Origin of the sequence: Geotalea daltonii FRC-32 (assembly GCF_000022265.1) — a bacterium.
GTDB lineage: Bacteria > Desulfobacterota > Desulfuromonadia > Geobacterales > Geobacteraceae > Geotalea > Geotalea daltonii.
This window is the reverse complement of the sequence record NC_011979.1, coordinates 3,202,209-3,226,268: the sequence shown is the minus strand read 5'-3', so window position 1 is coordinate 3,226,268 and position 24,060 is coordinate 3,202,209. Positions and strand designations below refer to the sequence as shown.

Annotated in this window: 24 protein-coding genes; 12 read left to right on the top strand and 12 right to left on the bottom strand. The window is 50.4% G+C overall.

Going from position 1 to position 24,060, the window contains the following annotated elements; genetic code table 11:
* Positions 1-73: 73 nt before the first annotated feature.
* From GEOB_RS14670 to asnB, 12 genes are all read right to left on the bottom strand, one after another.
* Entirely contained in the window at positions 74-1,264 is a 1,191-nt protein-coding gene (locus GEOB_RS14670; RefSeq protein ID WP_012648030.1) for a glycosyltransferase family 4 protein, read from the bottom strand.
* Positions 1,254-2,246: a glycosyltransferase family 2 protein gene (locus GEOB_RS19425; protein WP_012648029.1), complete on the bottom strand. Its 993-nt coding sequence runs from the start codon at positions 2,244-2,246 to the stop codon at positions 1,254-1,256. The genes GEOB_RS14670 and GEOB_RS19425 overlap by 11 nt, the downstream gene beginning before the upstream one ends.
* 4 nt (positions 2,247-2,250) lie before the next feature.
* Positions 2,251-3,237: a glycosyltransferase family 2 protein gene (locus GEOB_RS19420; protein WP_012648028.1), complete on the bottom strand. Its 987-nt coding sequence runs from the start codon at positions 3,235-3,237 to the stop codon at positions 2,251-2,253.
* Positions 3,238-3,319: 82 nt separating this feature from the next.
* The gene (locus tag GEOB_RS19415) at positions 3,320-4,315 is read right to left on the bottom strand and encodes a glycosyltransferase family 2 protein (protein WP_012648027.1); all 996 of its coding nucleotides are present in this window, start codon (positions 4,313-4,315) and stop codon (positions 3,320-3,322) included.
* Positions 4,316-4,318: 3 nt separating this feature from the next.
* A complete protein-coding gene (locus GEOB_RS14650; protein ID WP_012648026.1) occupies positions 4,319-5,512 on the bottom strand; it encodes an ABC transporter ATP-binding protein in 1,194 nt (397 codons plus the stop codon).
* 20 nt (positions 5,513-5,532) lie between these two features.
* Entirely contained in the window at positions 5,533-6,318 is a 786-nt protein-coding gene (locus GEOB_RS14645) for an ABC transporter permease (protein WP_012648025.1), read from the bottom strand.
* Between the two features lie 22 nt (positions 6,319-6,340).
* Entirely contained in the window at positions 6,341-7,312 is a 972-nt protein-coding gene (locus GEOB_RS14640) for a polysaccharide deacetylase family protein (RefSeq protein ID WP_012648024.1), read from the bottom strand.
* A gap of 15 nt (positions 7,313-7,327) precedes the next feature.
* Complete coding sequence (locus GEOB_RS14635) at positions 7,328-8,356, bottom strand: GNAT family N-acetyltransferase (protein ID WP_012648023.1); 1,029 nt, start codon at positions 8,354-8,356, stop codon at positions 7,328-7,330.
* A 31-nt stretch (positions 8,357-8,387) separates the two neighbouring features.
* Entirely contained in the window at positions 8,388-10,001 is a 1,614-nt protein-coding gene (locus tag GEOB_RS14630; protein WP_012648022.1) for a class I adenylate-forming enzyme family protein, read from the bottom strand.
* Positions 10,002-10,034: 33 nt separating this feature from the next.
* Positions 10,035-10,322: an acyl carrier protein gene (locus GEOB_RS14625; RefSeq protein WP_012648021.1), complete on the bottom strand. Its 288-nt coding sequence runs from the start codon at positions 10,320-10,322 to the stop codon at positions 10,035-10,037.
* 42 nt (positions 10,323-10,364) lie between these two features.
* Positions 10,365-11,366: an NAD(+) synthase gene (nadE, locus tag GEOB_RS14620; protein ID WP_230198963.1), complete on the bottom strand. Its 1,002-nt coding sequence runs from the start codon at positions 11,364-11,366 to the stop codon at positions 10,365-10,367.
* Positions 11,367-11,392: 26 nt separating this feature from the next.
* Positions 11,393-13,363: an asparagine synthase (glutamine-hydrolyzing) gene (asnB, locus tag GEOB_RS14615; protein WP_012648019.1), complete on the bottom strand. Its 1,971-nt coding sequence runs from the start codon at positions 13,361-13,363 to the stop codon at positions 11,393-11,395.
* A gap of 408 nt (positions 13,364-13,771) precedes the next feature.
* Here asnB and GEOB_RS14610 point away from each other — a divergent pair, with 408 nt between their 5' ends.
* The 12 genes from GEOB_RS14610 to GEOB_RS19980 all read left to right on the top strand — a co-directional run bounded on the left by GEOB_RS14610 (position 13,772) and on the right by GEOB_RS19980 (position 24,006).
* On the top strand, positions 13,772-14,350 hold the full coding sequence (locus tag GEOB_RS14610) for a dockerin type I repeat-containing protein (RefSeq protein ID WP_012648018.1): 579 nt from the start codon (positions 13,772-13,774) through the stop codon (positions 14,348-14,350).
* A gap of 227 nt (positions 14,351-14,577) precedes the next feature.
* Positions 14,578-16,002 (top strand): PEP-CTERM-box response regulator transcription factor, encoded by a 1,425-nt coding sequence (gene prsR, locus GEOB_RS14605; RefSeq protein WP_012648017.1) that lies wholly within the window; start codon positions 14,578-14,580, stop codon positions 16,000-16,002.
* Complete coding sequence (locus tag GEOB_RS14600; protein ID WP_012648016.1) at positions 15,974-16,684, top strand: Crp/Fnr family transcriptional regulator; 711 nt, start codon at positions 15,974-15,976, stop codon at positions 16,682-16,684. The genes prsR and GEOB_RS14600 overlap by 29 nt, the downstream gene beginning before the upstream one ends.
* 122 nt (positions 16,685-16,806) lie before the next feature.
* Positions 16,807-17,241 carry a hypothetical protein gene (locus GEOB_RS14595; protein ID WP_012648015.1) on the top strand — a complete coding sequence of 145 codons (435 nt, stop codon included), beginning with the start codon at positions 16,807-16,809 and terminating at the stop codon, positions 17,239-17,241.
* On the top strand, positions 17,238-17,615 hold the full coding sequence (locus GEOB_RS14590) for a holo-[acyl-carrier-protein] synthase (protein ID WP_012648014.1): 378 nt from the start codon (positions 17,238-17,240) through the stop codon (positions 17,613-17,615). Before GEOB_RS14595 ends, GEOB_RS14590 begins: the two co-directional genes overlap by 4 nt.
* Complete coding sequence (locus tag GEOB_RS14585) at positions 17,616-19,175, top strand: bifunctional ADP-dependent NAD(P)H-hydrate dehydratase/NAD(P)H-hydrate epimerase (RefSeq protein WP_012648013.1); 1,560 nt, start codon at positions 17,616-17,618, stop codon at positions 19,173-19,175. It begins immediately after the preceding gene.
* 16 nt (positions 19,176-19,191) lie between these two features.
* Positions 19,192-19,647 (top strand): CBS domain-containing protein, encoded by a 456-nt coding sequence (locus tag GEOB_RS14580; protein ID WP_012648012.1) that lies wholly within the window; start codon positions 19,192-19,194, stop codon positions 19,645-19,647.
* Complete coding sequence (gene tsaE, locus GEOB_RS14575; protein WP_012648011.1) at positions 19,644-20,129, top strand: tRNA (adenosine(37)-N6)-threonylcarbamoyltransferase complex ATPase subunit type 1 TsaE; 486 nt, start codon at positions 19,644-19,646, stop codon at positions 20,127-20,129. The genes GEOB_RS14580 and tsaE overlap by 4 nt, the downstream gene beginning before the upstream one ends.
* Before the next feature lie 81 nt (positions 20,130-20,210).
* Positions 20,211-21,434, top strand: a complete 1,224-nt coding sequence (locus GEOB_RS14570; protein ID WP_012648010.1) for an aspartate kinase — start codon at positions 20,211-20,213, stop codon at positions 21,432-21,434.
* Positions 21,435-21,556: 122 nt separating this feature from the next.
* The gene (cimA, locus tag GEOB_RS14565) at positions 21,557-23,143 is read left to right on the top strand and encodes a citramalate synthase (protein WP_012648009.1); all 1,587 of its coding nucleotides are present in this window, start codon (positions 21,557-21,559) and stop codon (positions 23,141-23,143) included.
* Positions 23,144-23,145: 2 nt separating this feature from the next.
* The gene (locus GEOB_RS20180) at positions 23,146-23,709 is read left to right on the top strand and encodes a ComEA family DNA-binding protein (RefSeq protein ID WP_154650501.1); all 564 of its coding nucleotides are present in this window, start codon (positions 23,146-23,148) and stop codon (positions 23,707-23,709) included.
* 141 nt (positions 23,710-23,850) lie between these two features.
* Positions 23,851-24,006, top strand: a complete 156-nt coding sequence (locus GEOB_RS19980) for a transcription initiation factor IIB family protein (protein WP_012648007.1) — start codon at positions 23,851-23,853, stop codon at positions 24,004-24,006.
* Positions 24,007-24,060 lie beyond the last annotated feature (54 nt).

Genomic DNA, 24,060 nt, shown 5'->3' with positions numbered 1-24,060 from the left:
TGCGGCGTTTCACGACTGGCACTACAATGTCGTGGCAGGATCCCTGTCCGAACTTCAGCACAGTGGGACGCGATCACTGCAGGGCCAGTTCAAGATATCGGCAGGCGGTCATCTTCCAGGAGAATGAACCGGAGACGGTATCGTAAAGATTGTTCCCCATCTCTAGCATCAGTTGAGGGTTTTCGAGAAGGGTCAGCATGGCCTGTGCCAGCACCTGGGGATTTTCCGGCGGCACGAGAAGACCGTTCCGCCCGGAGTCGATCAACTCGCTGTTACCGCCGACGTCAGTAGCGATGACTGCTTTGCCTACGGCACCTGCTTCCATTAGGACAAGGGGAATGCCTCCCTCGTAACGGGACGGAAGCGCCACGAGCTGAGCCTGTTCCAGCAGGGGTGGAATCTTCTCGGGTGCAACGTCGGTCATGATCGATACGGCATCGGCGATTCCCAATGCATTGCTCATCGTCTCTATTTCGGGAAGAAGTTTGCCGCTGCGCCCCACCAGGACTAGTCTCATATCTCTGTTGATGTCGTGGACGCGTTTGAAGGCACGGAGAAGAACATCCTGTCCCTTTACCCGCTCGAAAGATCCCACGTGAATGATGTATCTGCGCTGCATCCCGGAATACGGATCACATTCTTTGCGGCAGAGAAACTTGTCCCGGCCGATGCCGTTGTAGATGCAGGTGATCTTTTCAGATATTTCCGGTACCGCCACCGCAAGCTTTGTGGCGAGGGAGCGGCTCGGGACGGTAACCGCGTCTGCCCATTTGAGGATCCAGCGGGTGGTGGTTGTGCCGGGGGTCCCGTTTTCCATGGCCAGGACGTCGCTGCCGTGGCAGGAGATGACGAAGCGGAAAAGGTCCGGGAAGATCTTCTTCAACAGGGCGAAGTGAATCAAGTAGGGACCCGGATAATGGGGATTGACCACAGGGATATGGTCATTTTTCAAGAGCTGGTGCAGCTGCAGCAGAGCCTTAGGCGCTCCCACAAGAAACGACGCATATTTTTTGGCAAGGTCGTTGCCCGGTAGAGGAGGCGCCGGCATCCTGAGATTGAAGGTGATCCTGCCGTCAAGCTGCTGCCTCGACAGCCTCTTGCATTCCCATCGGGGAATCAGGACTGACGGGACGACAATATGCTGCTCCTGGAATTCCCGATAGAGGTTCCTTACGACCTCGTTGACCCCTCCCACGAATGATAGGTCCCAGGGAATGACCAACAGGTAGCCGGGCAAGTGATTCCGGGTATCTTCAGGCTTCATCTGTCTTAAGGTAGTATCTGCACGACTTTATGACCCTTGCGGGGATAAAGGTTTTGAGAAGGGCGAACAGGGCCTTTCGTGTCGGCTGCAGCCCAAGAGAACTCATATATTCCTGACGTGCGGATTTCATGTCCATGTTTCGGTACAGGTAGTAACCGTAATGGAAATGCTGGGCTGATATCTTGCTTTTGTAAATGTCCTTTTCCTGCCTGGTGAACAGTTTGGCGCCGCGCTTGAGGTTTTTTTCGTGTACCTCCAGAGACCCCCTGAAATATCCTGACAGATTATTGGTAATGTTGCTGTCGTGCCGCCTGTAATAGCTCAGTGGTTCCATAATGCATGCCATGGGGGTATTGAGGGCCAGTCTGAACCACAGGTCCAGGTCCTCGCCGATCTTCATATCTTCGGGAAACCATGTGCTTTGAGCTTCCAGGGCTGCGCGGCGTACCATTACGTTCTGTATGGCCAGACTCGGGCAATGGGCGGACATGAAGTTGTAAAAATTGCCGTTGCACAGATAAAGTCCATCCCTTTCGCGGCTGACGTAGTTGCCCACATGATCACGGAATTCGGCCCGTCCCAGGTAGCTGCCGCTCTCTTCCCCGTTTTCGTAAAGATTTTTAACATCGTGAAAGACCAGTTTGAGGTGGGGGTATCGTCGGAAAACGTCCAGTTGCTTCTCCAGTTTCCGGGGGAAGAACAGATCGTCCGCATCGAGGAAGCAGATGAATTCCCCCGATGATTGCCGTATCCCGGCATTGCGGGCAATTGCGGGCTTTCCCGAATTCGCCTGGGAGAGGACGCGGATTCTGCTGTCTTTTTCTGCCAGGGAGTTGGCGACAGAAAGAGTGCCGTCGGTGGAGCCGTCGTTTATGACAAGCAGTTCCAGGTTCCGCACTCCCTGGCATAGTACCGATTCTATTGCCTGGCCTATGTAACGCTCGCAATTGTATGCGGGTATGATGATGGAAACTTCGGGCATGGGGTTATCCTCTCAGGCAGGTCTTGCAGAATCTGACGAAAGACCTGGGCAGCATGGTTTTGGCAACGGCAACCACCGCTTTTGTGGAATATCCCAGTTTCAGTGCATCCATATATTCCCTTCGTGCTCCTTCCATTTCGTAGTTGCTGTACAGGAGATAGCCGTAGTGCCAGTGATACCCGCGGATCTTCTCCTCGTACAGCCTCTTTTCCCCAGGGGTAAACAGATTCTCCCCCCGCTTGAGATTCCGGCGGTGCACCAGGATCGATCCCTGGAGATAGTCGGCCATGTTGCTGGTGATGCTGGTGCTGTGCTGCCGATAATAGCTGAGGATTTCATTCAAAAACGCAACACGGTTTGACAATACCAGCCTGAACCACAGGTCGGCATCTTCGCCAATGGTGACGTCTTCGGGAAACCAGGTGCTTTGGTCGTCAAGGCATGATCTTCTGGCCATGACCGCCGAGGTATGAATGCAGAGGAAATATGCGGATATGAAGTTGTAGAAGTTTTCCCGGCACAGGTAGATGTTCCCTTGTATCGGTGCCAGATATTCTTTCGCCGACTCAATGAATCCGGCGTTGCCCAGGTAGCTTTCCAGGTCATGCCGGTTGTTTTCATATAGATATCGTATGTCATGGAAGACCAGGTTCAGCTCGGGAAACCGTCGGAAAATTTCCAGTTGTTTTTCCAGTTTTCCCGGCAGGAAAAGGTCATCTCCATCCAAAAAACAGATGTATTCTCCGGCGGCATGCCTGAGACCTGCATTTCTTGCTACAGCAGGTTTGCCCGAATTTGCCTGGGTAATGATCCTGACTCTTTTATCCATTTCGGCAAGCGCCTCGACGACGGATAAGGTCCCGTCAGTCGATCCGTCATTTACGACAATAATCTCGAGATCCTGTACACGCTGTGTCTGAACCGACTTCAGTGCTTCCTCTATGTAGGTTTCGCAATTGAAAACCGGGATAACGACAGATATTTTTGGCATAGATATAACCTCAAGTGGGAAGATCTGGTTGTCATATGCTGATGCCCTCCGTTATCGTTTCAGTATATTGAATCCCTCCATTTCAGACAGTCTGTCTTTGGGAATACGCCTTGCAGAATCTAATGATGTTCAAGGGCAGCAAACTCTTAACAAAGGTAAACAGAGCCTTAAAGGTAAAATTCAGTTTCAAACTGTTGATTATTTCCTTTCTGGCCGCGGTCATTTCAAATTTACTGTACAAATAATAGGCCAGGTGCCAGTGCAGCGCGCTGATCCTGCTCTTGTACCTGATTTTTTCCCCCTTTGTGAACAGGTGGCATCCCCGCTGGTAATTGCGGTTATGGACTTCTATGGAACCCTTGAGAAAACTCTCCACGTTTTTGGTAATGCTCTTGTCATGGCGCCGGTAACAGCTCAGGGATTCGTCCAGATAGGCAAAGCCGTAGCTCATGGCAAGCCGGAACCACAAATCGATATCTTCGCCGATGGTCATGAATTCGGGAAACCAGACCATTTGCGAGTCCAGACAGGCTCTTTTCAGCATGGGCGCCGACATGAGGATCGTGGCGCAACAGGCGGACATGAAGTTGTAAAAGTTCTCTCTGCACAGGTAAACGCCATCTTCAACCCTGAAGATATAGTCGGCGGCATTGGCGGGAAAACCTGCTCTCCCCAGATAGCTACCCTCCATGGGAGCATGGCGATCCGTCTGCTCCAGGACATCATGGAATACCAGATCCACGGCGGGATATTTACGCAGTATCTCCAGTTCCTTTTCAAGTTTCCTCGGGAGATAGAAATCATCACCATCGAGGAAACAGAGATACTCCCCCGATGAATTCCTGATGCCCACATTCCTTGTAACTGAAGGTTTGCCCGAATTCTTTTGGGAAACAATCTTGATCCTTTTATCCTGCCTGGCCAAGGATTCAACCACGGACAGGGTGCGGTCGGTCGAACCATCATCGACCACCACGATTTCAAAATCCTGCATGGTCTGGGTCCGGACAGAGGAAATTGCCTTACCAATGAAGGATTCACAGTTATAAGCAGGTATTATTACCGAAATAATAGGCATTCTTTATCCGATGGAATGAATGAGTGGGCTGATATGGGTAACTCCATGCCAGCTTACCCGTTCTTCGACACTGAAATAGGCGATGTTCTTCACCCGGGTGAGAAATGTGGCGCTTGGGTAATGATACAGATGTAAGGACACGGAATATGACCCTCTCAGCAGATTGATATCGAAGTCGATGGCGCCGTCTGCCGTATCCCCATTGTTGTCCGTGGTTTTTATGGAATTCAACGACAAGTTGTAGTCGCAGATACTCAATCCATCGGACAACCGGTGGATTAGAAAGCCCATCTGGCACTCCTTGAAGGGCTTGTCGCATTTGATCTTGAAGGTCAGCCGGCACTTCTGTTCGGGATAACAGATGGAGACCAACTCGTTTTTCATGTTCAACAGCTTCACATTGGAGATGGAATTTTCAGTCAAGGTATCCACCGTATCTTCTTGATTGGAGCAGATATATTCCCTGATCGTTTCAGCTGTATCGCCGATTTTCCTCAGGACGCCCTTTTTGATCAATGCCGTTTTGCTGCAGAGAACATTGACCGACTCCAAGTTGTGGGAAACGAAAATAATGGCGATGTCCTTGTTCTTGAAGGAGAGCATCTTTTCCAGGCATTTTTCCTGGAACCACATGTCCCCCACGCTCAGCACCTCATCCACCAGGAGTATTTCCGGGTCCACATGGGCAGCAATGGAAAACCCAAGACGGGCATACATGCCCGATGAAAAGCGTTTTACCGGAGTGTCAATGAACTCGGAGATACCTGAGAACTCGATGATCTCGTCCATTCTTCGCTTGATCTCATCCTTTTTCATGCCGAGAATCGAGCCGTTGAGGAAAATGTTCTCCCGTCCGGTCAGGTCCTGATGAAATCCGGCTCCCACCTCGATAAGGGCGCTCAGCCTGCCGTTAACGGTTATCTTGCCGGTGGTCGGGCGTAGGATGCCGCTCAGGATCTTGAGGGTGGTGCTCTTGCCGGAGCCGTTAGGGCCGATGATGCCCAGGGCTTCTCCCCGGCGGACCTGAAAGGAGATATCGGTCAAAGCCCAGAATTCCATGCCCGACAGTTCCGATGTCCGGTTGTTGGAAAAGGTGTTTTTGAAAATGGCAGGGATCAGGTCTCTGAGCGAGTCGTAGCGCTCCCCCTTGACGAATTTCTTCCAGACGCTGTTTAATTCCAATGCTATTTCTGACACGATAATGGATCCTCTTAAGGTTAAATGCGTTCGGCAAACAGGAATTCCGAGCGGTGGAAAACGAACCAGCTGACGACAAAAAGGCACAAACTAAAGGTTGCTGCATAACCAAGCCAGAACAGGTCGGGAGGTTGATGGAGAACTACCACGTTGTTGATGGCTTCCAGAATGGACCCCACTGGATTGATCAGGAGCAGGCTCGACCATTTGCCGAACAGGGAAGCTTCATAAAAAACCGGCGTAAAGAAAATGGCAAAGGTTAGGATAACCTCGACGATGTATTTAACGTCCCTGAAGAAGAGATTGGCACAGGAAAGGACAAAGGCAATGCCTGCCGTTAACAGGACCAGCAGGAAAAGCAGGACCGGAAGCCATAGAATGTTCAGGCTTATGCCGATATTGCTGATGGTCAGGATCACGGCCAGGGCGCTTGCTGCTATGGCGAAATCGAAAAGATTGGCCAGAATTGCCGCCAGGGGAAATATCTCCCGTGGAAAATAGATCTTGGACACAAGATTGGAATTGGCCGTAAGGCAGATAGTGGAAAATCTGATGGACCCGATGAAGAAGGACCAGGGCAGGGCCTTGACGGAAATGGATGCCAGATCCATGGCATTGAAGGGCTTGCCCGAGATGAACGAAAAAACCAGTTTCATGATGATTCCGGCCGCAACAATGAGCATGGGCATGAACACCGCCCACATAAAGCCCATGACTGACTGTTTGTAGCGTATTTTTATGTCGCGCCAGGTCAGTATATACAGCAATTCCCTGTAATGGATAAGCTCGTTGATCATTTCTTTCATACGGTTTCCTTGTTGAAGGTTGTCACTGACACATGAGGTAGCGCAGATAGTTGACGCTGCATTCGTCGCCGATGCAGACCCTGGGCAGTTCGAAGCAGTCCGAACCTTGGTCGACACGGTTGATTCTGGTGGTCAGGACCCCTTGATAGTTGGATTCGATGAGAAGATTCCGGTGAGCCCTGGTGAAATCGTTTTCACCCCCATTGGGATAGGCGAAGAATTTTACCGGCCCAAAACGCGCCAGTTTGGTCTCGATGGTGTTTTTGGACTGAAAAATTTCCGCCTTGGCTTCCTTATCGGACAGGCGGGCCAATATGGAATGGGACATTCCGTGGGAACCTATCTCGATCAATCCTGAATCGCGCATTATAATGATCTCGTCCCAGTCCAGGTGACCGAAACAGGATTTGAGGAGGGGTGTTTTCAGGTTCTCCTCCGATACCCCGAAGTATTCCATCAGGTTGCTGATGGAGGTCTTGATCTCGTCGGGATGCAGCGCCTTGAACCGGTTGACTATCATACGGTATGCAACGGCCTTGTCCTTTACCGATTCAATTTTTACAGTCACATCATTCAGGTCGATTGCCACATTGTCCAAAAGCGACAAAATAGCGGCAATCTTATCAGACCAGATATATTCGTCTTTATCGACAAAGCCTGCTGTTACAAAAATGGTAGCCGGTATTTTGTATTTCAGTAACAAGGGATATGCATTAAAGAAGTTATTGTGATAACCATCATCAAAGGTAACAACAACCGAATAGGGCTCGAAATTTCCATTTTGTATCTGTTTCTGCAGGCTTTCAAGACTGATACAGTTGAAATTGGAGGATAGGAACTGTAAATGTTGTTCGAAATAAAGATAATCCAGCTGGGTCCAGATAGGGAATGGGAGATTCCCGCTATGGATGCTGTGATAAGTCAGAATGATCGGCTTCATCTCTACCAGTGATTTTTTAATATTGAATTTGATGTTTCTGATCAGGTTTCTCATTGTTTCCCTCTGAATCTATAAGAAATCCGTATCCCCCAACACAAAGTTGAACCTTGATAAGCTATTTGATTCTTTTGTAAAATTATAGCTGTTGTGTGACAGCATGAAACCGATATTGCTATCATTGCTTGAAAAGCCACATGACAGTAACAGGTTTCCCAATGTCGGCAAAGCGGCTGACTGTAATACAGCCACGTCACTTGTATTTTTAAGATATGCAGCCAGATGAATCAGAAGTATTTTCAGCGGCCGTTTCTCCCCTGGAGTATGGATAATGTCCATGATGAAGCAACGGTTCAAACCACTGTCTTTAATAATTTTGAAAATCAGGAAGCATTTCAGGCTGCCATCAAGATAAACAGACGCAAAGTTGTATTTTCTCCTGACAGACGGTTCATAGCGCCAGTTGAGAAATTTTTTCTCCTTGACCAAGCATACCTGTTCTTCATTTTGTGACTGGCGAAGGATTTCATCCGCCTGGGTTGGGATGTTCGGCTCAAGTTTGAACGTGTAACTTCTGTTTGTAATTGTCAAAGCCCTGAGTTTGGCACTGATCAGCAATGACCTGAAGAAGGACCTTGATTTTCCAATCAGTCCTGCTTTAGCAGGCGCACTTATGAAACAGTAATAGTTCTTCAGGTGCGAACTTATATCTATCCAATTGGCCGCTGCAAAAAAACGTTTCGCATCTGAAGAAAGGTAGGCCCCGAAATTCAATTCAGAGCAGGAGCATACTGCCTTGAACAGCCTGAGTGTCGGCAACCCCCTGTATGCATCATCCACATTGAAATCCACCAGGTGGCTGCAGGTCATCCTTTTGTTGCCGATACGGAGGAGAAATGGCCAATATCCCTGGGTGCCTACCACTTTGCCATCATGCTCCATGATGAAAAACGGCAGTTCATCGGCATAGGGATGTTTAAGGAATTTCCATCGGAAATGTGCTCTGTCGAGGCTCTTGTGCCCTTCGGGAAATATTTTCTCTCTGAAGGTAAACAACGCATCTTCATCGTCCGGAGTATATCGTCTGACTCTCAGGGCCATTGATCTCCCGTCTGCACCATTTTATTCATCGTTACTGCTGGGCCTGCAGAGGATCCGGGATATCTTCTTTCGACTCTGTCATTGTCTTTAATTTTTTCTTGTCGATTTTTCCACTTGCCGATTTTGGCAAGATTTCATGGAATTCGAGATATTTGGGAACCATGAATGACTCCAGATTTTTGCTGCAGTGTTTCAGAACGTCGTCCTGAGTCAATCGGGCTTCTTTTCCTGTAACCAGAAAGGCTTTTATCGCCTGGCCGAGAATCTCATCGGGCACACCTATGACAGCAGCTTCCACAATCCCGGGCAGGGAGCACAGGCAGTTCTCTATCTCCTTGGGACTGACACGCTCGCCCCTGGTCTTGATCAGGTCGTCTTTTCGGGCGACAAAGTAAAGGAAGCCTTCTTCATCCATGGTAAACAGGTCGCCGGTATAAAGAAGAGTCTCGCCCCGGTATCTGCCGGGCTTGAAGGTTTTTGCCGTTTCCTCCGGTCTTTTCCAGTAGCCTTGCATCACGTTGGAGCCTCGAACTACCAGTTCTCCCACCTCTTTCGGCCCGACTCTGTTGCCGTCGGCGCCGACAATGAATACCTCTTCATTGGGTATGGCAATTCCCACCGACGAAGGTTTTCGTTTCAGCTCTTCCGGGGGAAGATAGGCGACCCTTTTGCACTCGGTCAGGCCATACATTGAAAAAATGGTTACATGTGGGAAAAATGCCTGCAGCTTTTCAATGTATGAGACAGGCAGGGCCGCAGCGGTGTTGGTCATATATCTGAGGGAGCTGAAGTCGTATTTGCCGAGGCTCTCCAGTTGCAGCAATATTGCCACCATGGTGGGCACAATGGGGAAACCGGTGACCTTTTCCTGCACCAGGCGTTCGATTACGGCATAGGGATAGGTGAAGGATTTTTCCAGGACCACTGTCCCGCCGAAAAGAGCGGCCATGACTACCTGGTAGAGGCCGTAGTCGAAGGAGAGCGGCAGTGTGTTGAGGATGATATCGTCCTCCCGGTTTTTCAGGTACGAGGTGATGCTCGCGGCGGCAGCAACCATGTTGTAATGGGTGGAGACGACCCCTTTTGGCTCGCCGGTCGACCCGGATGTGTAGATGATGGTGGCAAGATCCACATCTATGCACCTGGGAAGCTTGTCCGTGGGGACGGAACCATGATTATTCATGATCCCTGACCATAGAATAGTCTCCATGTCAGGTCTGGTGGAGCGTTCCATCAGGTGCAGGTCCGTATCTCCATCTTCGCACCAGATGATGTTTTCAAGAGTGTTTGTATCCATCATGGCGTCATTGATGACCGCGAATTTGCCGGTGTGTCCGATTAAACCCTTCGCCTCGGAATCCTTCAGGATGAAGCTCAGTTTGTTGGCCTTCATGTCCGGGTTCAGCATGATGAAAACGCCGCCGGCCTTGAGAATTGCAAACATGGCTATTACCGACTCCAGCGAGTTTTCCAGGAAGATGATCACCCTGTCTTGCCGCGTAATGCCCATTTCCACAAGGGTTACCGCCAGCCTGTCCGAAAGGATGTCCAGCTCTTTGTAGGCCAGCCGCTGCTGGCCGCAGACAAGCGCAGCTTTGTCAGGCCTTAGTGCCGCAGAATTGATGAGGAATTCATGTACCAGCATTATCTCACTCCTTTATCGGGCGAAATGGTCAGGTCAGATGGAAACCCATGTGCCTGCGCTACAGCAGTCTGCAGACGGAGTTTTTTTTCCCGACAGATAATGTTGCATGTTGTCGATGGAATCGAGATTCTCCGGGACGAGCTCGTCGTCCCTGATGCGGATGGAAAATTCTTTTTCGAGAAACGCCACAAGTTCCAGAATACCGGTGGAATCTATGATTTTCTTTTCCAGGAGCGAAGTGTCATCTTTCAGACCTTCATCCTCGCCGAAGAGAAAGTTCTCCACGATGTATTTCCTGATTGTTTCTTTTGTCTCTTTCATTGTTTTCACCTTTCCTGAAATATATTCGCTTTACCGGCATTGTCACTTTACCGACACTTCTGGCACTTCCTGGACCAGCAGTGGGGGGAGATGAAGATATCTGGTGGTGCTGCGCTTGTTGTCAATTTCGTTGTAAGTCTTCTGTATCTGCTCCACATTGAAATCGAGCAGCGCTGCCAGTTCTTCCGGTGGAACGCTTTTGTTCTTGCCCATCAGGCACAGATCCATGGACTGGTAAGGGAGCGAAAAATAGAACTCATCCTGCTGCTGTGAAAGGGAATAGGTGTCTGTCGTCGGAGGTCTTTTTCTGATTTCCTCCGGAATTCCAAGGTATCCAGCCAACTGGTAGACCTGAGACTTGTACAGATGGGCAATGGGTTTGATATCGGCAGCACCGTCCCCGAGTTTTACGAAGAAGCCCTGGTCATACTCCAGGCGGTTGGGGGTTCCGGCAACGGCGTAATGGAGACGGTCTGCATGATAATATTCAATCATCTTGCGAATGCGCTGTTTGTAGTTTGTGGCTGCAACTATGTGCAGATAGGGTGTCAGCGGCAGACGCTTCTTTATGGTGCAACCCGACTCCGACTGGGCCACCAGCGATGGCAGGTTGAACCCGTTGTTCTCGAAGACGCTGGATGTGACGATCTTGGATTTCCAGCCTCTGCCGTATTCGGGAACTACCATCCTCACCGCATCATCGTAAAGCTGGTAGAAGCCCACGGCTTCCAGTATGCCGGTAATATTCACATGCTGGGACTCGACTCCCAGGTGCTCGATCAGCATTGAACTCAGCGTCTTTGTTTCATCTGCCGAATGCCGCTCAGGCATCTCAAGTGCATATACCCGTTCCCTGCCCAGTGCTCTCACAGCAAGGGCGGCTGTCACACTGCTGTCGATTCCCCCTGAAACTCCGATGACTATGCCTCTTCTTTTCAGATCTTCCTTGAGAATGGTGCGTAATTTTGTGCAGATACGCTCTGCTTCGTACTCAACGTCTGTTTTCAATGATTCCGCGGAAAAGGTGCCGTGTGGGCTCATCATTGTCTCCAGTAGTCAGATAGATGGGATTAATTGAGTCGAATGATCTTATTCACCTCAAAATTAGTTATGTCTGCAATTTGGAAATTTTCCATGAACTGCTGGTAAAGGAGTTGCGTCGAGATAATTCCCGTCAGGGCCATGTTCTCCGTCTCGCTTTCGCCCAGCTTCTGTTTTTTTCTGAATTTGGCAACCAGAAAGCCGGTCTTGCCGGGATCGAAGATGCCGGTCTTCTTCAGATACTGATCGGACACCAGGTGATCGACATAACCGGGCAGGTTCTGGAAGAAGACATCCTGTATCGGCGCCCGGTACGGGTGCTTGGGACGATTGGTAATCCTGGGGGGCAGGTTTCCGGCAAAGGTTTTTTTCAGGATATACTTTTCGTTCAAGGCCCTGATCTTCCATTTGGGAGGGAGCCTCATGGCGAAATCGATGACCCTGAAGTCCAGAAAGGGTACCCTCATTTCCACCGAATTTGCCATGGCTACCCGGTCTCCCTGGGAGGAAAGCAGGTAGTTGGAAAGGAAGATGCTCGTCTCCAGGTACTGGGCCTTCGCCAGGCAATCCCGGCCGTCAAAATCAAGGGGGAGTGCCGCCTTCAGTTCCTGAACGGGCTGATATCCTTTGAGGGCAGTGGTCACATCCTCTGAAAAAAACATGACGTTTCTGCCGGTATTCTTCCAGCGGATGCCATGGGAGAAGAAAGGGTCTTCCGAATCGGCGGCGTCAACCCCGTAGAATTTCTGCAGAAAAGTCCTTTCCCTGGCCGGGTTCTGGAAAATGTATGGGTAAAGCTTTTCCAGAAGAAGAGGGCGCACCCTTGACTCCGGCTGGTTTGCCCAGAATCGGCGAATCTTTGCCTCTTTGAAGATGTTGTAGCCGCCGAAGATTTCGTCGGCACCTTCACCGGTCAATACGATCTTGAAGCTGTTGTCACTGACCACCTTCGAGAGTATGAACAAGGGCACAGGAGCAGTTCTCAGCAGGGGCTTTTCGCAATGCCAGATCACCTTCGGCAGGTTATCCCGAATGTCGGTATTCTTTATTCGCCGGTTCGTATGGCCCGTCCCCAGAAATCTGACCATCTCATCCTGAAAAGGAGTTTCGTCGAAGGGACTTTCGTCGAATCCGACGGAAAAAGTCCTTAAATTATTGTCGAACCTGCTTGAGATGAGGGAAGTGATTATGGAAGAGTCCAATCCACCGCTCAGGTAGGCTCCGACCGGAACATCGGCACGCAGTCTCAACCTGACTGCATCCAAGAGCAACTCCCGTAGTTCTTCGCAGGCTTCTCCGAATGTTCCCTGCCACCTTTCTTCCTTTTGATAAAAGGGGAGACTCCAGAAGGCCTTTTCTTCCACTATCCTGCCGTCTCTGAAGACCATGTAATGACCGGGACGCAATTCGTGGACATTTTTAAAGGCAGTTCTATCGCCGACTGTCGTCCAAAAGGTGAAGATCTGCTTCAGTGCCTGAAGATCGAGTTCCCTTTTTATGGCCGGGTCCTGAAAAATGGCTTTGATTTCCGAGGCAAAGACAAGCTGGTTGTCATTCCGGGTGTAGAAGAGCGGCCTGATGCCAACCCGGTCCCTTGCCAGAAAGAGTTCTTTCTTCCGGGTATCCCATATGGCGAAGGCGAACTGCCCATTGACCATGGACAGGGCATCGGGGCCATATTCTTCATAAAGATGCACCAGCACTTCCGTATCGGTCGCCGTCCGAAACACATGCCCCTTTTTCAAAAGCAGCGCCCGCAGTTCGGGATAATTGAAAATCTCGCCGTTATATACGATCCAGAGCCGCCCATCCTCATTACAGATCGGTTGAGTGCCTCCCCCCAGGTCGATGATGCTGAGGCGGGCATGCCCCATGGCCATGTTGGCATCCAGGAAAATGCCCGACGCATCGGGGCCCCGGTGCCGCATGACGGCGATCATCCTTGAGACCAGAACTTCAGGTGAGCGTCCCGGATTGCATATGCCCGCTATTCCACACATTCAATACTCACTTTTCCTGGAAAAGGTGACGCAGGGTCTTCCTCTGCATCCCCTCCACTATTTAGTCGGGACGTCTCGATCAACGGCAGGAACCGGGATAGGGCAGGTTTTGTAAGCAGCGCCAGAACCAGGTGCTTGAGCTGTCGTTAAGCGAAATTTATTAAATTATTTCCATAAAATAAGGCGTTGTCAACAGGTTCCGAATTTTTTGGCGGCAACCCGGCGGAAACCCGGTACCGCTGATTCCTGCAACAGCCTGCAAAGCTGGTGATTCTCGTCACACACCTGATTCAGCTTTGAGGCTAAGTTAGGGAACACAAGCTGAGCTGCACCTGTAAAAGCAGGTGCTGGAAATCGGCAAGAGCCGGCGATCCGGCGATTCAATCCGTTAAAGTAAAAGGAGTAATTATGAAAAAAAGCATTTGCCTGTTGCTTTTGGCTGTTTCCTGTTTCGGTGCAAGCGCACAAGTATTTGCCAAAGATGTAACACTCAACTGGGACCGTAATACTGAGCCTGACCTGGCAGGTTACAAGCTTTATTACAAAGCCGGTTCATCCACAGGAACCTTCGACGGTTCAGATGCGGTCCAGGGCAAATCGCCGGTTGACGTGAAGAATCTTGATACCTTTACCTTGAACGGCCTTGATCCTGCGAAAGACTACTTTTTTGAAGTGACAGCTTACGATGCTTCTGGGAATGAAAGCGCTTTTTCCAACATGGTACAAGCCTATGCAGCAGTAGTTCCTCCTGCTGTGCCGGATACTGCAGCTGCTGGTGACGGTAATGGCGACGGAGTCGTCAACATTGCCGATGCGCTGGTGATTTTGCAGGCCAGTTTGAAGCCGGCACTGCAGACGCAGACGATGAAAGCAGCCGGGGATGTGTGGCCGCTTGACGCAAATGGCAAGCCCAAGGGGGATGGTGTGATTAATCTGAACGATGCCCGCCTGATCCTGCAGCGGGCAGTGGGGCTCGTCAGCTGGTAATGAGCTAAACATTGCAATGTTCTTAAAAAGGGTGCCGGGGATAATCTCGGCACCCTTTTTCATTTATGCCGGCACCGTTACAAATATCTCCAGCTGTCATTGAATTTTCCCGTAAATAAATTATCCTATAGGAGTATATTATTATTATTTAATTAAATGCGCGATGCTGTAGGTCTGGTTTTAAAAGGGCGGTCTGCAGGTTGGCGAACAAGTCATCGGGAGAGACGATGAACAAACTCCTCATCATCGAAGACAACTGCGAGTTATGCAAACAGCTCAAACGGGGAATTGGAAAAGAATATGACGTCATGTTTGCAGGAGACTGTAAAGAAGCCATTGCTCTATTTTACAGGTATCGTCCCAAAGTAGTTACTCTGGGTATCGGCCTGTCTCCTGACGAGAATGGAATAGTCGAAGGTTTTCGCTGTCTGGAGCAGATTCTCAGTCATTCCCCCACTACCAGGGTAATAGTCATTACCGAACACGAACGCCGTGACATCGGGCTCAGGGCTGTGCAGGCAGGCGCATATGGCTTCTGTCGGAAACCGATCCATATGAGTGAACTGAGGGTGATCATCAACAGGGCTTTTAACCTGCTGGATATGGAAGAGGACAACGCACGGCAGCAGTCGGTATTGGAACAGAAGGGGTGCGGTTTCGGTGGCATCATCGGCAAAAGTCCGCAGATGTTGCAGGTGTTTTCCATGATCAGAAAGGTATCTTTATCGGATGTAGCCGTGTTCATCACAGGTGAAAGCGGCACCGGCAAGGAACTGGTGGCAAAGGCCCTGCACAATATGAGCCTCAGGAAAAACGGCCCTTTCGTACCCATAAACTGCGGCGCAATCCCCGAAAACCTCCTTGAATCCGAGATGTTCGGCACCGAACGTGGCGCTTTCACCGGCGCCCATGCCAGGATTCTCGGCAAGGCGGAATATGCCCACAAGGGGACCATGTTTCTCGATGAAATAGGGGAACTGCCGGGTAACCTCCAGGTAAAGCTTCTCCGTTTTCTTCAGGAAAAGGTTCTGCAGCGGGTAGGTGGAAGGGAAGACATAGCCGTTGATGCCAGAATAATTTCGGCAACCAACATGGACATTGCCAAGGCAATCGGCGAAGGATTGTTCCGGGAAGACCTGTACTACAGGATTGCCGTCATAACCATAAATCTTCCCCCATTGCGGGAGCGGGGGGACGACATCATGCTGCTGGCAAACCTTTTCCTGAAAAGGGCGACGGAGGAATTCTGCAAAAAGACCAGAGGCTTCAGTACTTCTTCTTTGAAAATCCTGAAAAACTACACCTGGCCCGGAAATGTGCGAGAGCTGGAGAACAGGGTGCAGCGCGCGGTGATCATGTCCGATTCCCCACTGATAGAGCCGGCTGATCTTGGGCTTACTGAAAACAGCATGCCGCTGATGATGCCGCCCATGGGCTGTGTGACTTTGAAAGACGCAAGAGACAGGCTGGAAAGGGAAATGATCATCTCCGCCCTTGGCCGCCAGGAAGGCAATATAGCTAAAGCGGCGGAAGTTCTAGGTGTCAGCAGACCGACCCTTTACGACCTCATGAAAAAGTACAGCCTCAGCAGGCTTTCACCAAACCCCGAAAGGCAGGGCACAAATGACGGTATCCAATACGGCCAGCAATAACAACAATGCTAAGACCTTTGCCTTTCTGAGAAGCATCCCGATTTTTGCCTCACTGACGGATGATCAACTTTCTTCCCTGATGGGCATTATCGAAGAAAAAAAGTTCTTCAGGAACAATGTCATTCTCTGGGAGGAGGATACCCAGCGATATATGTACATCGTTTCCTCCGGCAAAGTGAAGGTCGTCCAGTCCAGTGAAGATGGCAAGGAGCATATCCTCGCCATTCACAAGAAGGGCGAATACTTTGGCGAAATGGCTATTCTGGACGGTAAAACCGCGCCGGCTACGGTTATTGCCATGGAAGATTCCCTGATCCAGCTCATAGCAAGGGAGAGTTTCGAAAAGTTTCTCCTGCAGAACGAAAAGGTCATGAATCAGCTTATCTCCATGTTATGCCACCGATTGAGAGAGTCATGGCTGATGCTGAAGGTGATGAGCTTTTCAAGCGCCGAGCAGCGGGTGAGAGCGGTTCTCGATCAATTGGGGAAATTGAACGGTGTACGGGATGAACGGGGCATCATCATCGCCCTGAAACTGATGCACAAGGATATCGCCGGCTATGCCAACGTTTCCCGCGAAACGGTCACCCGTCTTTTAAACCGCTTTGCCAAAGAGAGCAAGATCGAGATACTCGACAACAAGTACATCCTCCTTAAAGAACATTCTGTCGAAAGCAGATAATCTCCCCTATCCGCAGAACCTGTCATTTTCTATGCATCCCCTCAAAAATGGGTTTAACAGAGGCGGTGAACGTGTTATAAGGTTCAAATATTCAAACCTTATGCAGGATGTGGAGATATGACATGAACAAGTGGATTGTGGCGGTGCTTTTGGTTGTGGTTGTTGCCGGGTGCGGCGTTGAGTGGTTTCCGGAGGATAGTACCACGTCGGGAAGCAAAAATAGTAATGTTTCCTTCTCTTTTGAGGGGACGAATAAGTGCAGTCAGTCGCCAGGCTCATTTGCGGACTCCGGTCCGATACAGATATTTAATCTCCAGACTTCTGCAACCATCAGCGTATCCGGGACTGCAACGAGTAAGTATACGATAACCAACCAATCACCAAGGAGCGACCAAGGCGTTATCCGCCCAGGCGAAACTGTTTCCGTGTCCCATCAGAATGCGGCTCAGGATGCCACGTCAAAAATAACGATCACAACTTTAACGATTGCCGGAAAAAGTGCTTCCTTTAAATCTTCGATTGATCCTTGTCCACAAGGGACAACTACCATTCAATGATCTACGGCACCGGTGTCGACATAGTTGATATCTCCCGCTTCCAGCGCTTTGTCAGCGAAAACAATACTTCCCTGCTGCAGCGGGTCTTCACCCCCCGCGAGCTGGAATATTGCTCGGGCAAAAAGCACAGCGCCCAGCACTTCGCCCTGCGCTTTGCCGCCAAGGAGGCTTTTCTCAAGGCTCTGGGCACCGGTCTCCGGGGGGGGGTCAGCTGGCAGCATATGGAGATCGTCAACGATCGGCTGGGGAAGCCGGAGATGCTTTTAACCGGCAAGGCCGGTGAGCTCTTTGCCGAAGCGGGCCTGCAAAAGATTTTTCTTTCCCTTTCCCACGACGGCAACATGGCTGTGGCCATGCTGGTATTGGAGAAATAAATGAAGGCTGTGACCGGCGAGACCATGCAGCAGCTGGACCGCAGAACCATCGATGAGTTGGGCATTTCAGGCCTGATCCTCATGGAAAATGCCGGCCGCTGCTGCGCTGGAGCCATAACTGCCGCTTATGGCGGCAACAAAAAAGTTGTCATTGTCGCCGGCAAGGGAAACAATGGCGGCGACGGCTTTGTCATAGCCAGACTTTTATCAGGACAGGGCTGGCAGGTGCGGGTTTTTATCCTCTGTTCTCCGGAAGAGATCACGGGTGATGCGGCCGTTAACTTGCAGAGGCTTGATGAGGCCATGATTACCGCCTGCCCCAGACCCGGCGATCTGGCCAAGCACGGTTCTGCTTTCGCAGGTGCCGGGGTGATAGTGGATGCCATTCTGGGAACCGGCCTGAAATCAGAGGTGAGGGGAGTCTATGCAGAAGCCATAGATCTGGTCAATTCGGCTTCGGCCCCGGTTTTTGCCGTGGATATTCCTTCGGGCGTTGATTCGGCAAGCGGCAAGATTCTGGGCAAGGCTGTCCGGGCAGATATGACGGTAACCTTCGCTGCCGCCAAGCTGGGCTGCATTCTTTATCCCGGGGCGGAGTTGTGTGGCACGCTGCAGGTGGCTGACATCGGCATACCGGAACAGGTAATTGCCGATGCGCCAGGATGTGAATTTATGGACCATGCAGCTGCCCGCAAACTGCTGCGGCCGCGGGGGAGGCAAACCCACAAAGGCCAATGCGGCCATTGTCTCATCGTTGCCGGATCCAGCGGGAAAACCGGCGCTGCTGCCATGGCGGCCAACTCTGCGGTCCGTGCCGGTGCCGGCCTTGTCACCGTGGCTGTTCCGGCGCTGCTTAATCCTACTATGGAGATCAAAACCACCGAGGCCATGTCTCTGCCTGTGCCTGACGGCGGAACCGGCTTTTTCTGCGGGGATGCTTTCAAGGGGATCATGACAGCTGCGGCGGGGAAAGACGTTATTGCCGTTGGCCCCGGATTGTCATTTGAGCCCGAAACTGCCGACCTGGTACGGAAGATAGTGAGCCAAGCGGCATTGCCGCTGGTGGTTGATGCCGATGGACTTAATGCCATTGCTGCACAGCCAGAAGTGCTGCAAGCAAGAAAATCGTCCGTTGTCATCCTCACACCACATCCGGGAGAGATGGCGAGACTTGCCGGAATAACCGTAGCCGATGTGGAAGGGGATAGAATTGGAGTTGCCAAGTCCTTCAGCAGCAGGTATAAAGTCTTTCTGATCCTGAAGGGGGCAAGAACGATCATTGCCTCCCCCGACGGAGAAATTGCCATCAACGGCAGCGGCAATCCGGGCATGGCTTCCGGCGGGATGGGAGATGTGCTGACAGGGGTTGTCACGGCACTGGTTGGTCAAGGTTACCCGCCATTTTTTGCCTGCTGCCTTGGAACCTTTATCCATGGCCTCTCAGGCGATTTAGTCGCCACTGAAAAAGGGGAGATCGGCATTTCGGCAGTGGATGTGCAGGAATCGCTGCCCTATGCTTTTAAAACACTGCTTTCCAATGCTATGAACGGTTCTTCATAACCAAGAGGAGATAAACATGCTGACTGCTGCCGATGTGATGACAAAAGACAATATTATTACGGTTACCAGGGAAACGACCGTGCGGACCTTGGCCGAACTGTTCACCAAACACAGGGTGAGCAGTTTTCCCGTGGTCAATGAGAATAACCATCTGGTCGGCATTGTTACCGAGACTGATCTGATAGAGCAGGACAAAAGCCTGCACATTCCAACGGTGATATCTATCTTCGACTGGGTCTTATACCTTGAAAGCGACAAGAAATTTGAAAAAGAGCTGAAGAAAATGACCGGGCAGACTGTTGGTGACATCTTCTCCGAGGACGTTACCAGCGTCAATACTTCAACACCACTGAACGAGGTGGCGGACATCATGAGCAAAAGGCAGATTCATGCTCTTCCGGTGGTGGAAGGGCAGAAACTGGTGGGTGTCGTCAGTCGCATCGATCTTATCCGCAGCATGATCGAGCCGTGACCTGGTCGCTTGTCAGCAAAAGCGTCGAAGAGACGGTCTCTGTTGGAAAAAAGCTGGGAACCCTTCTTCAGGGGGGCGATTTCGTTGCTTTGCAGGGTGAACTGGGCGCCGGAAAAACCCAGCTCGCCAAAGGGATTGCCGAAGGATTGGGGGTCGATCCGTCCATCCCCGTAACCAGTCCGACCTATACCCTTCTCAATGTCTATTCGGGAAGACTTCCCTTTTATCATTTCGATCTGTACCGGCTGCATGGTGGCCAGGACTTGCTTGATCTCGGTTTTGACGAATATTTCCATGGCGATGGCATCTGTCTTGTGGAATGGGCCGAGCGCCTGCAGGAGATGCTGCCTGACGACTACCTTCTCATAACGATGTCTCATGTGGGTGATGACTGCAGAAGTCTTTCTTTTACATCTTCGGGAAGCAGGGGGGAGCAATTGATCCGGCTTCTCATGGATGATGATAATGAAAAAATGTTTTGACCGGGAGATTGATTCTTGGTAATAAGGTTATTCCGAATAAATTAGGGCATGTTGCTCATTAAATAAGGGAGGAGGACTTGCATGGCACTGGTGGTCCAAAAGTATGGCGGCAGTTCAATGGGGACAATAGAGCGAATTCGTAATGTTGCCAAAAGGGTCGCTAAAACATACGATGCCGGCAACGACATGGTGGTAGTCGTTTCGGCAATGTCCGGTGAAACGAACAAGCTGGTCGCCCTGGCCAATGATATAAGCGAGTTTCCGGATAACAGGGAATACGACGTCCTGGTTGCATCGGGAGAGCAGGTTTCCATCGCCCTCCTGGCCATGTGTCTCAAATCCATGGGCTATAAAGCCAAGTCATATCATGGCTGGCAGATTCCCATAATCACCGATAACGCTTTCAGCAAGGCTCGCATCGAAAAAATCGACGATACGAAGATACGTGCCGACATCAAGGATGGGACTATTCTCGTTGTGGCCGGCTTTCAGGGAGTAGACGGTGACGGTAACGTCACCACTCTCGGGCGCGGCGGCTCCGATACCTCTGCAGTGGCCATGGCGGCAGCCCTCAAGGCCGACGTCTGTGAAATATACACCGATGTTGATGGCGTCTATACCACCGATCCCAATATCTGTGAGGATGCACAGAAGATCGAGAAGGTCTCCTATGATGAGATGCTCGAGCTGGCAAGCCTTGGGGCAAAGGTCCTCCAGATCCGCTCCGTGGAATTTGCCAAGAAATACAACGTGGATGTGCATGTGCGCTCCAGCTTCAACGACAATCCAGGAACCATGGTTACCAAGGAGGATAAAGATATGGAAGCAGTTCTCGTTTCAGGAATAGCATATGACAAAAACGAGGCCAAAATTGCCGTGATGCAGGTGCCCGACAAGCCTGGTATTGCAGCCAAGATACTATCGCCCTTGTCCGAAGCCAACATTTCGGTTGATATGATAGTGCAGAATGTGAGTGCAGCAGATCTGACCGATTTCACCTTTACAGTGACCAAGGCCGATTTCAAGAAGGCTCTGGCAATCACCAATGAAGCAGCCAAAGGCATCGATGCAAAAGAGGTCGTGACGGACGAGAATATCAGCAAGGTTTCCGTGGTTGGCGTCGGCATGAGAAGCCATGCAGGTGTGGCAACCAGAATGTTCCAGTCCTTGGCAAAGGAAGGGATCAACATCCAGATGATCTCCACATCGGAAATAAAGGTTTCAGTGGTAATAGATGCCAAGTACACCGAACTTGCCGTGCGTGTGCTCCACGATATTTTCGGCTTGTCCGGTAAAGCTGCATAATCTGCAAGCCAATTCGTCATAAAGCGACATAACCTGAAAGGCACAGAAATGCAGAGATTCCGTCGATGTTTTCTGTGCCTTTTGTTTAACTGAGGAACTACAACGCATATAAAGGTGAAAACATGAGTCTGGTAAAAATCTACGACACCACCCTTCGAGATGGTACCCAAGCTGAAGATATCTCTTTTCTTGTTGAAGACAAGGTCCGCATTGCTCATAAACTGGATGAATTCGGCGTCCATTATATCGAAGGGGGATGGCCGGGCAGCAATCCCAAGGATGTGGCTTTTTTCAAGGATATAAAAAAGGAAAAGCTTTCCCAGGCCAAAATCGCTGCCTTCGGTTCCACTAGGCGCGCGAAGATTACGCCTGACAAGGATCAGAACATCATTACTCTGATCCAGGCCCAGCCCGACGTTGTCACCATTTTCGGCAAGACGTGGGATTTCCATGTTCGCGAAGCGCTGCGTATTTCCCTTGACGAGAATCTGGAGCTGATCTTCGACTCCCTGGAGTATCTCAAGGCTCATGCACCCGAAGTCTTCTATGATGCCGAACATTTCTTCGACGGGTACAAGGCCAATCCGGAATATGCTATCAAGACACTCAAGGCTGCAGAGGAGGCAAAGGTCGATTGCATCATTCTCTGCGACACCAACGGCGGCACCATGCCTTTCGATTTGGCCGACATCATCAAGGACGTGAAAAAGCACATCAAGACCCCTCTTGGCATTCACGCCCACAATGATTCCGAGTGTGCGGTTGCCAACTCACTTATGGCTGTCTCCCTGGGCATCGTTCAGGTGCAGGGCACCATCAACGGCTTCGGTGAGCGTTGCGGCAATGCCAATCTCTGCTCGATCATCCCGGCCATGCAGCTGAAAATGCATAAGGAGTCGGTTCCTGGGGAAAAGTTGAAGAAGCTGCGCGAACTGTCCCGGTATGTCTATGAATTGGCCAACTTCTCGCCAAGCAAGCACCAACCCTATGTGGGTAATTCAGCCTTTGCCCACAAGGGGGGGGTACACGTCAGCGCCATACAGAGACACCCGGAAACCTATGAACACCTGCGGCCGGAACTGGTGGGCAACAGCACCAGGGTACTGGTATCCGACCTCTCGGGCAGAGCAAACATACTGGCAAAAGCTGAGGAATTTCAGATCAACCTGGACAGCAAAGATCCGGTAACCCTTGAAATCCTCGATAACATCAAGGAAATGGAGAACAGGGGATATCAATTCGAAGGGGCTGAGGCATCCTTCGAATTGCTGATGAAACGGGCGCTTGGCACCCACAAGAAATTCTTCTCAGTGATTGGTTTCCGTGTCATCGATGAGAAACGTCACGAAGACCAGAAGATGATTTCGGAAGCGACCATCATGGTAAAGGTGGGCGGCAAGGTCGAGCATACCGCTGCTGAAGGAAATGGCCCGGTCAACGCGCTGGATAATGCCATACGCAAGGCACTGGAGAAATTCTACCCGCGGCTCAAAGAGGTGAAACTGCTGGATTACAAGGTCAGGGTTCTTCCTGCCGGTCAGGGCACGGCATCGGCAATCAGAGTGCTGATCGAGTCGGGCGACAAACAAAGCCGCTGGGGCACGGTTGGCGTTTCGGACAATATCATTGACGCCTCTTACCAAGCTCTGATCGATTGCATCGAATTCAAGCTGCACAAGGATGAGGAAAGCGAGGCGTCGAGAAAGTGACGGTGAGAAGCCAGCGCTTCATAGTCTGGCTCTTTGCACTCTTTCTTGTTGCATCTCTTTTGTATAAAGGCCACTGCTTACGGGCGAAAACCGGACCGGCAGTGGCCTTTCTTTCTTGGTCAACAGGCAGAGTCACTGTGAGAGTTAAAGGAGATGTGCCTCGCTCAGGCATTTATCGATTACCTGACGGTTCTACCGTAGGGACCGTCACAAATATGACGATCATTGATCCGGCCTTTCTTCCTGCACCTGATGTCAATCTTCAGACATTATTGAAACCCGGCATGATTTTGGATGTTAAACAAAAAGGGCTAAAAAAGTACGTGCTATCCATAAGTTATATGAAGGCTAAAGAACGTCTGATCCTGGGAGTCCCCCTTGACCTGGGATTAATGGAAGAGGATGATTGGGAAGCCTTGCCTGGTATCGGACCAACAACAGCAAAAGATATCGTTAATTATCGTCAAGATAATGGCGGTTTTTGTTCCATCGAGGAACTGAAAAGCGTAAAAGGTATCTCTGAAGGGAAGGTAGAAAAAATTAGGGGATTTTTTATGAGTAAGTAACTATGTAAAATTGTAAAAGATTTTTACTGTCGAATAAGTATAGCTTTATCTTTCCCTCTAATCTGCTTTGTCGTGGCATGTATGATGAATACCACAGAGGACACTTTGATTAATTATTTCACCCTCTGGAGGTTATTTATTATGCAATGTCCCAAGTGTAAAGGTCGAATGTTTGCCGAGAAATACTATGACTTTGTCAGGTCTTTTGATGCCTGGAAGTGCACCTGCTGTGGTGAGGTGCTCGATCCCACCATTCTTGCCAACAGGGCAAGGAATCACAACAGCTTTCTGGGCTGAGATGTAAAAATCTTCATGAAGATGGGGGGCAGCCTGCCCCCTTTTTTATTGCCT

What these genes read in the sequence shown, in the direction of transcription:
- GEOB_RS19425 (WP_012648029.1), bottom strand. Translation starts at nt 2,246, where the DNA reads ATGCCCGAAGTTTCCATCATCATACCCGCATACAATTGCGAGCGTTAC.
- prsR (WP_012648017.1), top strand. Translation starts at nt 14,578, where the DNA reads ATGAACAAACTCCTCATCATCGAAGACAACTGCGAGTTATGCAAACAG.
- GEOB_RS14630 (WP_012648022.1), bottom strand. Translation starts at nt 10,001, where the DNA reads ATGCTGGTACATGAATTCCTCATCAATTCTGCGGCACTAAGGCCTGAC.
- GEOB_RS14595 (WP_012648015.1), top strand. Translation starts at nt 16,807, where the DNA reads ATGAACAAGTGGATTGTGGCGGTGCTTTTGGTTGTGGTTGTTGCCGGG.
- GEOB_RS14670 (WP_012648030.1), bottom strand. Translation starts at nt 1,264, where the DNA reads ATGAAGCCTGAAGATACCCGGAATCACTTGCCCGGCTACCTGTTGGTC.
- GEOB_RS14640 (WP_012648024.1), bottom strand. Translation starts at nt 7,312, where the DNA reads ATGAGAAACCTGATCAGAAACATCAAATTCAATATTAAAAAATCACTG.
- nadE (WP_230198963.1), bottom strand. Translation starts at nt 11,366, where the DNA reads ATGATGAGCCCACACGGCACCTTTTCCGCGGAATCATTGAAAACAGAC.
- GEOB_RS14580 (WP_012648012.1), top strand. Translation starts at nt 19,192, where the DNA reads ATGCTGACTGCTGCCGATGTGATGACAAAAGACAATATTATTACGGTT.
- GEOB_RS14635 (WP_012648023.1), bottom strand. Translation starts at nt 8,356, where the DNA reads ATGGCCCTGAGAGTCAGACGATATACTCCGGACGATGAAGATGCGTTG.
- GEOB_RS14600 (WP_012648016.1), top strand. Translation starts at nt 15,974, where the DNA reads ATGACGGTATCCAATACGGCCAGCAATAACAACAATGCTAAGACCTTT.
- GEOB_RS14645 (WP_012648025.1), bottom strand. Translation starts at nt 6,318, where the DNA reads ATGAAAGAAATGATCAACGAGCTTATCCATTACAGGGAATTGCTGTAT.
- GEOB_RS19980 (WP_012648007.1), top strand. Translation starts at nt 23,851, where the DNA reads ATGCAATGTCCCAAGTGTAAAGGTCGAATGTTTGCCGAGAAATACTAT.
- GEOB_RS14625 (WP_012648021.1), bottom strand. Translation starts at nt 10,322, where the DNA reads ATGAAAGAGACAAAAGAAACAATCAGGAAATACATCGTGGAGAACTTT.
- GEOB_RS19415 (WP_012648027.1), bottom strand. Translation starts at nt 4,315, where the DNA reads ATGCCTATTATTTCGGTAATAATACCTGCTTATAACTGTGAATCCTTC.
- GEOB_RS14590 (WP_012648014.1), top strand. Translation starts at nt 17,238, where the DNA reads ATGATCTACGGCACCGGTGTCGACATAGTTGATATCTCCCGCTTCCAG.
- asnB (WP_012648019.1), bottom strand. Translation starts at nt 13,363, where the DNA reads ATGTGTGGAATAGCGGGCATATGCAATCCGGGACGCTCACCTGAAGTT.
- GEOB_RS14585 (WP_012648013.1), top strand. Translation starts at nt 17,616, where the DNA reads ATGAAGGCTGTGACCGGCGAGACCATGCAGCAGCTGGACCGCAGAACC.
- GEOB_RS19420 (WP_012648028.1), bottom strand. Translation starts at nt 3,237, where the DNA reads ATGCCAAAAATATCTGTCGTTATCCCGGTTTTCAATTGCGAAACCTAC.
- GEOB_RS14610 (WP_012648018.1), top strand. Translation starts at nt 13,772, where the DNA reads ATGAAAAAAAGCATTTGCCTGTTGCTTTTGGCTGTTTCCTGTTTCGGT.
- cimA (WP_012648009.1), top strand. Translation starts at nt 21,557, where the DNA reads ATGAGTCTGGTAAAAATCTACGACACCACCCTTCGAGATGGTACCCAA.
- GEOB_RS14570 (WP_012648010.1), top strand. Translation starts at nt 20,211, where the DNA reads ATGGCACTGGTGGTCCAAAAGTATGGCGGCAGTTCAATGGGGACAATA.